Origin of the sequence: Aquisalinus flavus, assembly GCF_014640095.1 — a bacterium.
GTDB lineage: Bacteria > Pseudomonadota > Alphaproteobacteria > Caulobacterales > Parvularculaceae > Aquisalinus > Aquisalinus flavus.
In genome coordinates this window covers 2,147,818-2,162,884 of the sequence record NZ_BMGH01000001.1, presented here as the reverse complement: position 1 = coordinate 2,162,884, position 15,067 = coordinate 2,147,818, and the positions used below count along the sequence as shown (strand labels likewise).

The window sequence follows — 15,067 nt, the reverse complement described above, 5'->3', positions numbered from 1 at the left end:
TCTCTGGTTGACAGGCTGATCCCTCAGCTTGGCCAAAATTCCAGCAAGAATTCAAACAAGAAGTCTGGCAAGAAGTCCGCTGCGAAACCCGCCGCGAAACCGCGCAAGGCGCCGGTCAAGAGAACCGCGGCTGGCGCGGCCCGCAAGTCGGCGTCCGGCCGTGCCACGTCGCGCCGGGCGTCCACGAGAAGACGCCCTCAGCGGCCCGGCCTGCCGGGCTGGGTGAGAAGGGCAGGGGGCATCGCTTTCCGCGTCGGTTTCGTCGGCTTCGGCTGTTTCATCCTGTCCCTCGCCGCGATCTATTACTACAGCCGCGATCTGCCGCCGCTCAGCGCCCTCGACCATCTGCAACGCCCGGCGCAGATCACCCTTGTCGATGTGCGCGGCGAATTCCTCACCCGTTATGGCCAGTTGCATGGCGAGCCGGTCATGGTCGATGGCTTGCCGCCGCATGTGGTGCAGGCGTTTCTGGCGACAGAGGACCGGAATTTCTATCACCACTGGGGCGTCAACCCGGTGGCAATCATCCGTGCCCTGATCGTCAACCTGCGCGAGGGCAGCGTGCGCCAGGGCGGCTCGACCATCACCCAGCAATTTGCCAAGAACGTCTTTCTCACGCCCGACCGGACGATCAAGCGCAAAATGCAGGAAATGCTGCTCGCCCTGCAATTGGAGATGACCTATTCGAAGGACGAGATCCTCGCCTTCTATCTCAACAATGTCTATTTCGGTGCCGGCACCTGGGGCATCAGCGCCGCATCGGAGCGCTATTTCGAGAAGAAGCCGGACGACCTGACGGTCGGCGAAGCGGCCATGCTCGCCGGCCTGCTCAAGGCGCCGTCACGCTACTCCCCGTCGGCCAGCCCGGATGCGGCCCGCGCCCGGGCCGGGGTCGTGCTCGCCGCCATGGTCGATGCCGGCTATCTGAAGCCCGAAGACGCCGAAACGATTACCAGCCAGCGCATCGCCACGGTCTCGCGACGCCGCAATCCGGCGCCCTATGCAACCGACTACGCCATGGCCGCGCTGAACGAGATCATGCCGCAACTCAAGCATGACATCATCATCCATACGACGATCGATCTCGAGGCGCATAAACGGGCCCAGGCAGCGATCGAAACCCTGACCGAACGCGACACCCGCGTCGCCGCCGATGTGCAGGTCGCCATGGTCGCGCTGGAATCGGATGGTGCCGTAAGCCTGCTGATCGGCGGCAAGGACTATGCCGGCAGCGAGTATAACCGCGCTACCCACGCCTTGCGCCAGCCGGGCTCTGCCTTCAAACCATTCGTATACCTCGCCGCGCTCGAGGATGGCCGCCGGCCCGATGATATCATCCTCGACACGCCCGTCGAGCTGTCAGACTGGGCGCCGTCCAATTATAACGACAAGTATTACGGCGCCGTGCCGATGGCCGAGGCGCTCGCCCGCTCGCTCAATGCCGCCGCCATCCGGCTGCAGGAGGAGACCGGCCGCGACGAGGTCGTCGCCGTCGCCAGGCGGCTCGGTTTCCCCGGCGATATCGACCCCGGCGCGGCTTTGGCTCTGGGGGTCAACGAGGCAACGCCGCTCGATCTCGCCGCGACCTATCTGCCCTTCGCCAATCATGGTGTCACGGCGCAGCCCTATATCATCACCTCGATCTATACCGAGAGCGGCAAGGTGCTCTATGCCCGCGAGACCAGGCCAGGCCGCTACGTGGTCGCCGAGGACGACCTGATCGCCCTCAACCACATGCTGCGCCAGACCATTGCTGACGGCTCGGGCAAGGCGGCGGCGCTGCCCGGCTATGTCGCCATGGGCAAGACCGGCACCACTCAGGAAAGCCGCGATGCATGGTTCGCCGGCCATGCGGCGGGCGTGACCGGCGTCGTCTGGCTCGGCAGGGACGACTACACACCGATGCGTGATGGCTGGGCGCCGGTCAGCGGGTCCGGCGCGCCGGCGCTGTTGTGGAAGGACATGATGATCGCCGTCCTCGATGACCGGCCGGACCTGCCCTATACGCCATGGCAGCCGCAGCCCTTCCTGCCGTCGATCTTCGACCAGTTCCGCGGCCTGTTCAGCCGCAACGATATGCCGGCCGATCCTGCTGTGCCCTATGACGCCAGCTATGAAATGACCGCGCCGCCACCGGCAGACCGTCCCCTCCCGCGGGCGCAGGTGAGCATGGACGATCTCGTCGCGGACGTGCTTGAAGAGGAGGCGGCGGCAAGCACCCTGCCTCAGGGTGATGAGCTCGGCGCCTTCCTCAACGGTCAGCTCGCAGAACCGGCCGCGGCCGGTCCCGGCCCGGAGTCAGGGACAGGCGGCTGAGATCAGCGCGCGCCGATGCCGTAAAGGCTGGCGCCATGGGTCTTCAGCCAGTCCTGCGCCGGGCGGCGATCCTCGATCAGCTCATCGACGACGCGCCAGAAGGCAGGCGAATGATCCATGTGCTTCAGATGCGCAACTTCATGGCCGACGACGTAGGTGTAGACATGTTCCGGCGCCATGATCAGCCGCCAGCTCAGCGAGATCGCGCCTGCCGACGAGCACGATCCCCAGCGCGAGCGTGTGTCGCGCACGGTGATCCGTTTACGGACGACACCGATCCTGTCGCAAAGCGCGTCGGCGATGGCACAGAATTCGCGCCGTGCCTCGGCCCTCAGCCAGTCCTCGACCCGGCGGGCCAGGAATTCCGGCGCGCCGCCGACATAGAGCGTCTGGTCCTCCGCCCGGACCGCCTTTCGCTGCCCCGGCGCGTGAAGGATCGTGTGCTCTATGCCGCGAACCGGCACGCTCGCCCCGTCATGAAAAGGCTGGGTCTGCGGACTCTCTGCCAGGCATTGCGCGATCCAGCTGCGGCGTTTTTCCACGAAGGAAAGCCCGTCGGGTACGGAGCGCTTGCTCGGGCATGTCAACAAGACGCGCCCGCCCAGCGCATCGACGCGGATGATCAGCCGCCGCGCACGGCGGTTGATGCGCACATCGACCGGCAACAGACGCTCGCCGATGCGCACGCTCGGCCCGGCGCTCGATTCCGGCGGTGCAACTTTGAGGGATTTCTCCCGGGGAAGGGTCATGCGCCTGAGTCTCTGCGTCTGCGCCTCTCCCGTCAAGCGCGGTTTGTGTGGCATCCCCCCGTCCCGGGGCCGCGTCCCTGCCGGGCCGCTTGCCTATCGGCCGGCTTGCCTATCGACTCAGGCCAGTCTGTTTTATAAGACAAGTCAGTCGTGGAGAATTCAATGGACGGTTCTGCCCATCCGAGCGAGATCGGTGACAAGGGCAAGGCGACGGCGCTCAAGGATGCAAAAGCCCTGACGCCGATGATGGCCCAGTATCTGGAGATCAGGGAACAGGCGGGTGATGCCCTCCTGTTCTATCGCATGGGCGATTTCTACGAGCTGTTTTTCGACGATGCGGTCAAGGCCGCTGCGGCGCTCGACATCACGCTGACCAAGCGTGGCCAGCACCAGGGCGAGGCGATCCCCATGTGCGGCGTGCCGCACCATTCCCACGAAAACTATCTCGCCCGGCTGATCCGGGCCGGTTTCAAGGTCGCGATATGCGAACAGACGGAGGACCCGGCGGAGGCAAAGAAGCGCGGCTCGAAATCCGTCGTGCGGCGCGAGATCGTGCGCTTCGTCACCCCCGGCACGCTGACGGAAGATTCGCTGCTCGAGGCCCGCTCCCATAATTTTCTCGCCGCCCTGCATGCGCCCAGGACAGGTGCCGGGGCGCTCGCCTGGGCAGACGTGTCGAGCGGGGAGCTGTGTGTCGCGAGCGTGACCGCCGAGACACTCGGGTCCCAGCTTGCCGCGCTGGCGCCGAAGGAATTGCTGACGCCGGAAGCGCCGGGCGGGGACTGGGTCGCCGCCCTCGACGCGATGGGCGAGGAGACCTGCGTGACCCCGCAGGCGCGCACTTTCTTCGATGTCGCCAATGCCGAGGAACGGCTGTGTGATCTCTACAAGGTCCAGGCACTCGACGCCTTCGGCACCTTCGCGCGCAGCGAGATCGCTGCGCTCGGCGCGCTTGCCGCCTATATCGAGCTGACGCAAGTGGGCCGCATGCCGGCGTTGAAGCCGCCACGCCATCCGGCCCGCGGTGCCGCCATGGCGATCGACGCTGTCACCCGCACCTCGCTGGAGCTGACCCGGACCCAGCGTGGTGATCGCGATGGCTCGCTGCTCGCCGCCATCGACCGCACGGTCTCCGGTGCCGGTGCGCGGCTGTTGTCTGACTGGATGGCTGGCCCGCTGACCGATATCGACGCGATCCGCCGCCGCCAGCAGGCCATCGCCTGGCTGGTCGAGGCGCGGCCCTTGAGGGGCGATATCCGCGAGCGCCTCGCTGCCACGCCCGACATCGCCCGTGCTCTTTCCCGGCTGGCGCTTGGCCGCGGTGGACCGCGCGACCTTGCCGCCTTGCGCGATGGCCTGACCGCCGCGCGGGAACTGTGCGTGCTGCTTCACGGGGCAGCGGAGGGCGCGCCCCTCGACGCACCAATGGCCGAAATGCTGCAGGAGGCAATGTGCGACCTCGAGGCGCAATCCGGCGGCGGTTTCGCCGACCTGCTCCGCCTGCTGAACAAGGCGCTCGCCGCCGACCTGCCGCTTCTTGCCCGCGATGGCGGGTTCATCGCAACCGGCTTCGACCCCGGTCTCGACGAGACCCGCGGCCTGCGCGACAATGCCCGCCGCATCATTGCCGGGCTCGAGGACCAGTATCGCCAGAAGGCCGGCATCAAGGCGCTGAAGATCAAGCACAACAATGTGCTCGGCTATTTCGTCGAAGCTCCGGCGAGTTATGCCGGCACGCTGATGGGCGCGCCCCATTGCGACCTGTTCATCCATCGCCAGACGCTCGCCAACGCCGTGCGCTTCACGACCGTCGAATTGTCGGACCTGGATTCCCGCATCGTGCGCTCTCGCGACACGGCTTTGGCCCGGGAGATGGCGCTTTACCGCGATCTCTGCGAACAGACACTTGCCCGCGCTGGAGATATTGCTGCGTGTGCGGACGGCCTCGCCCTTATCGATGTCTGCGCCGGTCTCGCGCAGCTTGCCGAGGCGCAGGATTATGTCCGCCCGCAGGTCGATGACAGTTTCGCTTTCGAGATCATTGGCGGCCGTCACCCGGTTGTCGAGCAGACGGTGGCGCGGGCAGGCGAGGGGGCGTTTATCCCCAATGATTGCCGCCTGACACGCGAAGATGATCCCAGCCTGTGGCTCGTTACCGGGCCGAACATGGCCGGCAAGTCGACCTTCCTGCGCCAGAACGCGCTGATTGCGATCCTCGCCCAGATGGGGTCGTTCGTGCCTGCGAAAGAGGCTCATATCGGCGTCATCGACCGCGTCTTCTCCCGCGTTGGCGCGTCGGACGATCTCGCCCGCGGCCGCTCGACCTTCATGGTCGAGATGGTCGAGACCGCGGCGATCCTGAACCAGGCCGGCGAGCGGTCTCTCGTCGTGCTCGACGAGATCGGCCGCGGCACGGCAACCTATGACGGCCTGTCCATCGCCTGGGCGGCGCTCGAACATCTGCACGAGATCAACAAGTGCCGTGGCCTGTTCGCGACGCATTATCACGAGCTGACGGCGCTGTCCTCGCGCCTCGACCGGCTCGCCAATGTGTCGATGCAGGTGCGCGAATGGAAGGGCGATGTCGTCTTTCTGCACGAGGTGGCGGAAGGCCCGGCCGACCGTTCCTATGGCGTGTCCGTCGGCCGCCTTGCCGGCCTGCCATCCGCTGTCGTCGCCCGCGCGCAGGAAGTGTTGAGCCTCTTGGAAGAAGGCAAGGTCGCCTCCAGTGCCGGGCTCGCCACTCTCGTTGACGACTTGCCGCTGTTCAGCGCGGCTGTGGCAAGGCCAAAGCCGGTCGCCGACAGTCCTGCCCTGAAGGCGCTCGCCGATATCGACCCGGACAGCCTGTCCCCGCGCGAGGCGCTCGAAGCGCTGTACGCGCTGAAGGAACTGACCCGCAATGGCAGCTGACGCATCGCGCAAGCTCTGGAAGCCCGGGGCGCTGGCCGAGCGGCTGACCACCATGTCCGCCGAGCTGTCCTCGATGGAGCGCAGCACGCGGCTGGGTCAGGAAATCCGCGATACCCGCGCCCACTGGCTCGCGGAAATGTTCGACAAGACCCGGCGCGGCGAACAGATTTCCCGCGGCCTGTCGACGCTCACGGGCGAAGGGATCCATGGCCTGTTCGAGGCAGGCGCCGTCCTGTACCCGGAAGAGGCGCAGCATCTCGCCGTACTCGCCGCAGGCGGGTTCGGTCGCGGGCGGCTGGCGCCTTTTTCCGATATCGACCTGCTCTTCCTGCATTCACCCAATGCCGGGCAGAAGATCAAGCCGCTGCTCGATTTCATTCTTTATGCGCTATGGGATGCCGGGCTGACAGTTGCCCAGGCCGTGCGCTCGCCCGCCCAGTCGATCGACTTCATCAAGACCGATATCGAGGGGTGCACGTCCTATCTCGATGCCCGCTATCTCGTCGGTAACGAGCCGCTGGCGCGCGATTTCTTCCAGCGCTTCGATCGCTACCGCAAGGGTAGCGTGTCGTCTTTCGTCGAGGCCAAGTTGAAGGAGCGCGAGGAGCGGGTCGCCAGGGGCAATGGCTCACGCTATGCGGTCGAGCCGGACATCAAGGAAGGCAAGGGCGGCCTGCGCGATCTTGAAACGCTGCATTGGCTCGCGCGCTATGCCTATGGCGCGACGAATGTCGAGCAGCGGGTCAATATCGGTGTCTTCACCGATGAGGAAGCCGCGAGCTATGAAAAGGCGCTCGATTTCCTCTGGTCAGTCAGGGTGCAATTGCACCGGTTGCGGGGCCGGCCCGATGAGCTCCTGTCTTTCGATATCCAGCCCAGGGTCGCGGACGCGCTGAATTACAATGATCGCGGACAGACCCTCGGCGTCGAGCGGCTGATGAAGCATTACTTCATCAACACCAAGGAAGTCGGCCGCCTGACCGGAGTTGTCTGCGCCGCGCTCGAAGAGGCGGAGGTCAAACGCTCGCGCCTGATCGAGAGTTTCTTCCGCGGTCTTGGCGGCAATCGCAAGCAGGACCTGAACCGCCGCATCCGTCCGGACGAAGTCGGCGCGTCGACCAATATCACGCTGCGCGGCGACAGGGTCGACTTCAGGGATCATGCAAAGGCGCAGGAAACGCCGCTCGACCTTGTCCGTCTGTTCCGCATTGCCGCCCGCAAACCTGCCGCTGAAATTCACCCCGAAGCGTTGAAGACCGTCGCCGCCGGTGCCCGCTTCATGAAGCGGGCGAGTGTCGAGGATGAAGACGTCGCGACGATTTTCCGGGCGATCATTCTCGATACGGAGAATCCCGAGGAAACGCTGCGTGACATGACAGAATGCGGGCTGCTCGGCAGTTACCTGCCGGCTTTCGGCATGCTGATCGGCCGCGTCAAATACGGCCTGTATCGCGGCTTCACCCTCGATGAGCATGTGTTGCGCTCCGTCGGCGTGCTCGATCATATCCGCCGTGGCGATGAGATAGAGCACCACCCCATCGCCACCCGCATCATGGCGGAGACGGACGATCCGCTGTCATTCTATCTCGCCATCTTGATGCACGAATCCGGCGAGACGCTGACAAACCCGACGCCGGACAGGCTGCGGCGCAAGATCATCTCCTCCATCGGTCATCTGGTGCGCGACAGGGACCGGCTGGAAGATATCGTCTGGGCGGCGACGCGCTACCAGATGATGGCGAATATCGCCGTGCGCCGCAACGTGATGGAAGAACGCACCATCGAGACCTTCGCCGCCGAGGTCGCGACCCGGGAGCGCCTCGATCTCCTCATGGTACTGACGATCTGTCACCTGCGCATGGCCGGGTTCAATTCATGGGACCGGTGGACGCGCCGCGACCTCGGTAATCTTTACGAGGCGACGAGGGCGTGGTTTGCCGGCGGGGCAGAGGCTCTCGCCGCCCATATCCTGAAGCAGCGTGACGCCCTGCGCGGTCGCGCGGCGCGGCTTCTCTCCGACTGGCCGGTGCAACAGCTCGACCGCTATCTCCTGCGCCTGCCGGCCGAGTTCTTCGAAGGCGTCGATCCGGCAACCGCCGTGCGCTTCGTCAAGCTGATGCGCCAGGTCGATGGCGGGGCCTCGCCCGGCTCGGTCGAACTCAGCGTCCATGACGATGGCCTGGTCGAGGCGGCGATCTATTCCCGCGACAAGCCGGGGCTCTATGCCGCCATCGCCGGCGTCGTCATTGCCAATGGCGGCATGGTCCGCGCCTCGACCGCCTTTCCGGTCAAGCCGGCGGGCAAGGGCGTCGACATGGCCGGCAACATCGTCGTCTTCCATGGCGAGCAAGGCCGGTCGATCCTCGAAGGGCAGGACGAAGAGGTTGCGCTGGCACGGCTGCGGCAACAGTTCGAGGAGGCGATCACGCGGCCCGGCTACCAGAAGATCAAGCTGCGGGCCCGGGTCGGCGACCGCCGCCATGTCTTTGATGTACCCTCGGAGGTCAAACTCGATCAGCACACGTCCCATGACTGCCTGATCGTCGAGGCCAAGGGCCGCGACCGCCCGGGCCTTCTCTATCGTCTCGCCGCCGCGCTCAGCGATATCGGCGTATCGATCCGCTCGGCCTATATCGCCAATTACGGCGAAATGGCCGTCGACACCTTCTATCTGCAGGACCTGCCCGGCTACAAGATCACCGACAGGCGCCGCCAGGAAGTGATCCGCCGCTCTCTGCTTGCGGTGCTGGATTCGGACTGAAACTGCCCCTGGGCCGGGATGACTTGATCGGCGCGGCACCCGCCCCTATATCAGGCGCCCGCGGGACGACCCGTGTTCTTCGTGCACTTTCGGGACGGCCCGAGCCATTCATGGAGGGCCTTTTCTCATGGCCTGGGTTTATCTCTTTGTCGCCGGATTGCTTGAAATCGTCTGGGCTTTCTCGATGAAAAAGTCCGAGGGTTTCACGATCCTGCTCCCAAGCGCGGTCACTATCATCGCGATGATCGCCAGCTTCGCGCTGCTGTCGCTTGCCATGCGCTCCCTGCCGCTCGGGACCGCCTATACCGTATGGACCGGTATCGGGGCCGTCGGTGCGTTTATTGTCGGCGTTCTGGTCCTCGGGGAGATGCTCACGCCCATGCGTGTCGTCGCGGCGTGCCTGATCGTGGGCGGCATTCTTCTGATGAAGCTGTCGGGCTCGCCATCCTAAAGGCCGGCGTGGTGGCGCAGCCCGAGCGGCCCGGTCCTGAGCAAACCGCAACAGATATTTGCCCAATCAGCAACGGCGCTCGGCCTTCAGGCATATTATGTCTGGTCCGAGCAGAATGACTTGGAGGCTATCATGGCAAAAGTTCTCGTTCTTTATTATTCCAGCTACGGTCATCTCGAGACCATGGCCACCGCCATTGCCGAGGGCGCGCGCGAGGCCGGCGCCGAGGTGGATGTGAAGCGCGTGCCGGAAACCGCGCCGGATGAGGTCGCGAAAAACGCCGGCTTCAAGCTCGACCAGGCGGCCCCCGTCGCCACGGTCGCAGAGCTTGCCGATTATGACGCGATCATCATCGGCACCGGCACCCGCTTCGGGCGCATGTCCTCGCAGATGGCGGCCTTTCTCGACCAGGCCGGTGGCCTGTGGGCGAGGGGCGCCCTGAATGGCAAGGTCGGCGCTGCCTTTACCGGTACAGCATCCCAGCATGGCGGACAGGAGACGACCCTGTTCTCGATCATCACCAACATGCTGCATTTCGGCATGACCATCGTCGGCCTCGATTACGGGTTCCAGGGCCAGCTGACGCTCGACAGCGTCGAGGGCGGCTCGCCTTATGGCGCCTCGACCATCGCCGGTGGCGACGGCAGCCGCCAGCCGAGCCGGATCGAGCTCGACGGCGCGAAATATCTTGGCGCCCGCGTCGCCAACACGGCGGCAAAACTCTCCGCCTGAGCGCGCTTACCATGATGGATCAGAAAAGCCGGTGCGGGTTCCCGTACCGGCTTTTTCATGCGGCGTTGAAAGCGGTCAGCCTTCCATTCCCGCGGCGATGGAGCGGACAACGAAATCGATCTGTTCCCAGATCTCCTCGACATGCTGGTCCATACCGGCCGGACGCAGCGAAACCGTGACGATGCCATGCACCGCGCCCCACATGGCGCGGGCCATCATCCGGCAGCGCGCGATATCGTCCATGCCGGGCATCTGCGCGATCGTGCTGGCGACGAGCCCGCTGACGGCGCGTTCCTTTTCCCTGTACCAGTCCGGCGGCGTGCCGGTGCGCCGCTGCATGAAGGTCAGCACGGCGTTCCACTCGTCGGGATGGGCGATGACGTAGTCGAGATAGGCGCGCGATAGCGCCAGCATCTGGCCGGTGACGTCCTTGTTCTGCGTCCTCGCCGCCTCGATCGCCTGCTGGCCGGCGATGAACAGGCCGTCAAGGGCGCGGGCGTTGAGGCGGTAGACGAATTCGTCCATCTGGCCGAACAGATTGTAGATCGTGCCGACCGACACGTTCAGGCGCACGGCCAGAACACGGGCCTTGACCTGTGTCAGCCCGCCTTCACGGATCAGGGCTTCACCGATATCGAGGGCGCGTTCGCGCATCTCTTCCTGGGTTTCGCGGGGGGAGGTTTCATATGCCATGCCCCTACATAGCTGAAAAAATTTCATGAACAAAGTTCAAAATCATCTTGAACTATGTTCATTTTGTGGTATTGTCCGTTGTGAACGATGTTCATTCCGTCTGGCGGAGAGAGTTGCCGGTCCCTTATCGAAACCGGCAGCGCCAGGCGAAACGGCAGCGTTCACATTTGGTAGCTCGGGGGAGCTGGCTGCCGGATGCAGCTCGATGGCTCGGCGTGATGACCGACAAGGCACGTTGCCGGTAAAGATGCCGGCGTAAACCGGATAAGGTCGTTACAGCCGGGCCACCATGTTGCCTGCCTTTAAATGGCGGGCATTCCCCCAAAGGTCCGAAACACCCCTTGCTCTTTCCTTGGTCCTGCCGCAAACGCTGGTATCCTTCGCGTTGGCCGGTCCTGCTTCGGGGCGGCGACGGGCGTCTCTTCGGGTAAGGCTCTCCATGTCACGCAGTCTGGTAAAGTCGATGGCAACCGTTTCGGGGCTGATCATGCTGTCGCGCGTGTTCGGTTTCGCGCGTCAGGTGCTGATCGCCGGTGTCATCGGCGCGTCAGGATCGCCGGTCGCCGACGCCTTCTGGGCCGCGTTCCGCTTTCCGAACATGTTCCGCCGCCTGCTCGCCGAGGGGGCATTCCAGGCCGCCTTCATCCCGCTCTTCCAGGGGCGTCATGTCGAGGGCGGCGATGAAGAGGCGCGGGCTTTTGCCGAGGACGTGCTGGCGTGGATGATCTTCATCCTCACCGCCCTGTCGGCGGTGGTGATGATTTTCGCGCCCGCTTTCGTCTGGGTCGTCGCCACCGGCTTCGAGGATGACCCGGAGAAATTCCGCCTTGCGACCCACTTCACCATCATCATGTTCCCTTATCTGGCCTGCATGTCGCTGGTCGGGCTTTATGGCGGGCTGCTGAACGCAATGCACCGCTTTGCCGCCGCCGCCGCCGCGCCGCTGGCGCTCAACGTCATCATGATTGCCGTCGTGCTCGTCTATGCCGATCGCGGCGTGACCGTGACCGGCTACGCTGCGTCGTGGTCGGTTTTCGCCGCAGGCCTCGCCCAGCTTGCCATCCTCATGTTCGGGGCATGGCGCTCCGGCTTCCTGCTCAAGCTGCGCCTGCCGAAATGGACACCGCATATCAAGCGCATGCTGGCGCTGGGCTGGCCCGGCTTCATCGGCGCTGGCGCGCTGCAGATCAACACGATCGTCGGCACCAACATCGCCTCGCGCGAGGCCGGCGCGATCTCTTGGCTGATGAATGCCGACCAGCTCTACCAGCTGCCGCTGTCGATGATCGGGATAACCCTCGGCATCGTGCTGATGCCGGCGATCTCCCGCGCGGTGAAGGAGGGGGACGAGCCCGCTGCCCGGTCCAATCTCAATCGCGGGCTGGAACTGGTCCTGCTGTTCGGCCTGCCAGCCGCGGCGGCACTGATGGCCATGCCGACTCTCATCTGCGCGGCCCTGTTCATCGACTTCGCCGGCGACGCCCTGTCCTATTTCGGTCAGAACGAAAGCGCCTATCTCGTGCGCGATGCCGAGGCGACAGGCCTTGCCTTGTCTGTCTACGGCTTCGGGCTGTTGTCCTTCTGCCTGCAGAAAGTGGTCTCCTCGGCCTATTTCGCGCGGGAGAATACGCGCACCCCGATGAAATTCGCGCTGCTGGCAATCTCGATCAATATGGTCCTGTCGCTCACCCTGTTCCCGATGATCGGCTTTATCGCCATCCCCATCGCCACCATCGTCGCGTCATGGACCGAGGTCATCCTGCTGTCGCGCCAGCTGTGGAAGGCCGGCATCCTGCGGCCTGATGACCGGCTGACCCGGCGCACGCCGCGTCTCGTCATTGCCGCCATTGTCATGGGGCTCGCGGTCTGGGCCGCGGCGGAGAATACCGGCCTGCTGCTGCCGTTCTTCGGCGGCCAGCTCTGGCTCTTGCTGCTGGCCATCGTCGCCGGCGGCGGCGCGCTATACGGGGCCTGTGCCGTCCTGTTCGGCGGCGCCCGACTCTCCGACTTCAAGGGGCTGATCACCAGGCGCGCTTAAGGCTGGTGCCTGGCGGAAATATCCGCTAACACGCGCCCACTATGAGCGAGCACCCAACATCCAGCTATAAGGGCCCCGAGCGCGTGTTTTCCGGCGTTCAGCCCACCGGCAACCTTCACCTCGGCAATTATCTCGGCGCGATCCGCAAATTCGTCACGCTGCAGCAGTCCCATGACTGTCTGTTCTGCGTCGTCGACATGCACGCGATCACCGTCTGGCAGGACCCGGCCAGGTTGCGCGCCCAGACGCTGGAGATTGCCGCCGCCTATCTCGCCGCCGGCATCGACCCGGAAAAGTCGATCATCTTCAACCAGTCGCATGTCTCGGCCCATGCCGAGCTCGCCTGGATCTTCAACTGCGTCGCGCGCATGGGCTGGCTCAACCGCATGACCCAGTTCAAGGACAAGGCCGGCAAGGACAAGGAGCGCGCCTCCGCCGGGCTGTTCGTCTATCCCAACCTGATGAGTGCGGATATTCTCGCCTACAAGGCGACCCATGTACCCGTCGGCGACGACCAGAAGCAGCATCTGGAGCTGGCCCGCGACACGGCGGCCAAGTTCAATAATGATTTCGGCTGCCCGGATTTCTTCCCGCTGCCGGAGCCGCTGATCAAGGGCGCCGGCGCGCGCGTGATGAGCCTGAAGGACGGCACGGCCAAGATGTCGAAATCCGATCCGGCCGACAATTCGCGCATCAACATGACCGACGATGCCGATATGATCGCCAGGAAGATCAAGAAGGCGAAAACCGATCCGGAGCCGCTGCCGGGTGACGTCGAAGGCCTGACCGGCCGTCCCGAGGCGGATAATCTCGTCGGTATCTATGCCGCGCTCGCTGGCGTCGAGAAGGAACATGTCATCGCCGATTTCGGCGGGCAGGGCTTTGGCGTCTTCAAACCGGCGCTGGCCGATCTGGCTGTCGAAAAACTGTCACCAATCACTGCAAGGATGCGCGAGATCCAGGGCGATGAAGCCCATCTTGAAAAAGTCCTGAAGGACGGGGCTGGGCGCGCTGATGCCATCGCCGCGCCGATCATGCGCGAGGTCAAGGAAATCGTCGGTTTCCTTGTCTAATATAAAGAAGGGGTATCGACGATGAAGAGACTGCTTGCCACCACTGCCATCGCCTTGCTTGCCGCCTGCGGGCAGAATGCATCTGACGACAGCACGGCGCAGGAGATGGTTCCGCAATCCGAAGCGCTCCAGCAAACCGCCGACCCTGCCGCCGAGCCCGCTGCGGCGGACTGGCCGCCTGCCAGGCCAGAAGGCGCGCTGCGGGTGGCGACCTTCAACGTCTCCTTCTATCGCGACGAGCAGGGCCAGTTGCTTGAAGACCTGATGGCTGGCGGTGATCCGCAAATCGAGGCGGTCGCCGAGATCATCCGCCGCGTCGATCCCGACATCCTCGTGCTGAACGAGATCGACTGGGACAATAATGACCGCCCGCTCGGTGTCTTCCGCGACAAATATCTCGACCCCGAACCGGTCGATGGCAAGAAGGCGCTGTCCTATCCCTTCATCTATTCGCCCAACGTCAATACCGGCCTCGCCTCGGGGGTCGATCTCGACAATGACGGCCAGGCCGTGACCGAGCCCGGCACCCGCGGCTATGGCAATGATGCCTTCGGCTATGGTGTCTATGAGGGCCAGTATGGCATGGCGATCCTGTCGAAAAAGCGCGTCTTCATGCCACGCACGCGCACTTTCCAGACCTTCCTGTGGAAGGACATGCCGGACAATGCGATGCCAACGGAGTTTTACTCCGCCGAGGCGCAGGAAGTGTTCCGCCTGTCCTCCAAGACCATGGTCGATGTCTCCTTCCTGTATGAAGACCAGCCCGTCCACATCATCGCCGCCCATCCGACCCCGCCCTCCTTTGACGGCCCGGAAGACCGCAATGGCCGCCGCAACCATGACGAAATCCGTCTGATTGCGGACTATGTCACCCCAGGGGCGGGTGACTACATCTATGACGACAAGGGCCGGACCGGCGGCATCAGGGAGGGCGAGCCGTTCATCATCTTCGGCGACCTCAATGCCGACCCGAATGAGGGCGACAGCTACAACAACGCCATCTCCCTCCTGCTCGATAATCCCCTGATCCTCGACCCCGCCCCGTCAAGCGAAGGCGCCGTCGCTGCAGCCGAGCGCCAGGGCGGTGTCAACAGCGGCCACATCACGCCAGCCGCCCTCGACACGGCCGATTTCAGCGATACCGGCGAAACGTCCGTCGGGAACCTGCGGATCGATTATGTGTTACCTTCCCGGCAGGACTTCCAGGTCGTCGGCTCAGGCGTTTTCTGGCCCACCCCGGATCAACCGGGTTTTGAGTTGGTCGGCGAAGGCTGGCCTGTCGTCTCCTCGGACCATAGACTGGTCTGGGTCGATCTCAGGTTGAAGCAACAGGAAGAGTAA

At 64.3% G+C, this 15,067-nt stretch carries 10 protein-coding genes; 8 read left to right on the top strand and 2 right to left on the bottom strand.

Going from position 1 to position 15,067, the window contains the following annotated elements; translation table 11 throughout:
- Window positions 1-222 precede the first annotated feature (222 nt).
- Window positions 223-2,316, top strand: a complete 2,094-nt coding sequence (locus tag IEV88_RS09935) for a transglycosylase domain-containing protein (protein WP_188158593.1) — start codon at window positions 223-225, stop codon at window positions 2,314-2,316.
- A gap of 2 nt (window positions 2,317-2,318) precedes the next feature.
- Here IEV88_RS09935 and IEV88_RS09930 read toward each other — a convergent pair whose 3' ends face one another.
- Window positions 2,319-3,065, bottom strand: a complete 747-nt coding sequence (locus IEV88_RS09930) for a M48 family metallopeptidase (RefSeq protein WP_188158594.1) — start codon at window positions 3,063-3,065, stop codon at window positions 2,319-2,321.
- A gap of 162 nt (window positions 3,066-3,227) precedes the next feature.
- Between IEV88_RS09930 and mutS the strand changes: the two genes are divergently transcribed.
- The 4 genes from mutS (at window position 3,228) to wrbA (ending at window position 9,922) form a co-directional block, all read left to right on the top strand.
- Window positions 3,228-5,978 carry a DNA mismatch repair protein MutS gene (mutS, locus tag IEV88_RS09925; RefSeq protein ID WP_188158595.1) on the top strand — a complete coding sequence of 917 codons (2,751 nt, stop codon included), beginning with the start codon at window positions 3,228-3,230 and terminating at the stop codon, window positions 5,976-5,978.
- Window positions 5,968-8,739 (top strand): [protein-PII] uridylyltransferase, encoded by a 2,772-nt coding sequence (gene glnD, locus IEV88_RS09920; protein ID WP_188158596.1) that lies wholly within the window; start codon window positions 5,968-5,970, stop codon window positions 8,737-8,739. Before mutS ends, glnD begins: the two co-directional genes overlap by 11 nt.
- Window positions 8,740-8,866: 127 nt before the next feature.
- Window positions 8,867-9,190 carry a DMT family transporter gene (locus IEV88_RS09915; protein ID WP_188158597.1) on the top strand — a complete coding sequence of 108 codons (324 nt, stop codon included), beginning with the start codon at window positions 8,867-8,869 and terminating at the stop codon, window positions 9,188-9,190.
- Between the two features lie 132 nt (window positions 9,191-9,322).
- Window positions 9,323-9,922 (top strand): NAD(P)H:quinone oxidoreductase, encoded by a 600-nt coding sequence (gene wrbA / locus IEV88_RS09910; protein ID WP_188158598.1) that lies wholly within the window; start codon window positions 9,323-9,325, stop codon window positions 9,920-9,922.
- A gap of 75 nt (window positions 9,923-9,997) precedes the next feature.
- Here the strand turns inward: wrbA and IEV88_RS09905 are convergent, their stop codons facing one another.
- A complete protein-coding gene (locus IEV88_RS09905) occupies window positions 9,998-10,615 on the bottom strand; it encodes a TetR/AcrR family transcriptional regulator (RefSeq protein ID WP_188158599.1) in 618 nt (205 codons plus the stop codon).
- Window positions 10,616-11,054: 439 nt separating this feature from the next.
- On the opposite strand from IEV88_RS09905, the gene murJ reads away from it, so the two are divergent.
- From murJ to IEV88_RS09890, 3 genes are read left to right on the top strand one after another with little or no spacing between them, the layout of a single operon-like run.
- Window positions 11,055-12,653: a murein biosynthesis integral membrane protein MurJ gene (gene murJ, locus IEV88_RS09900; protein WP_188158600.1), complete on the top strand. Its 1,599-nt coding sequence runs from the start codon at window positions 11,055-11,057 to the stop codon at window positions 12,651-12,653.
- Between the two features lie 41 nt (window positions 12,654-12,694).
- Window positions 12,695-13,726, top strand: a complete 1,032-nt coding sequence (gene trpS / locus IEV88_RS09895) for a tryptophan--tRNA ligase (protein ID WP_188158601.1) — start codon at window positions 12,695-12,697, stop codon at window positions 13,724-13,726.
- Between the two features lie 21 nt (window positions 13,727-13,747).
- Complete coding sequence (locus IEV88_RS09890) at window positions 13,748-15,067, top strand: endonuclease/exonuclease/phosphatase family protein (protein WP_188158602.1); 1,320 nt, start codon at window positions 13,748-13,750, stop codon at window positions 15,065-15,067.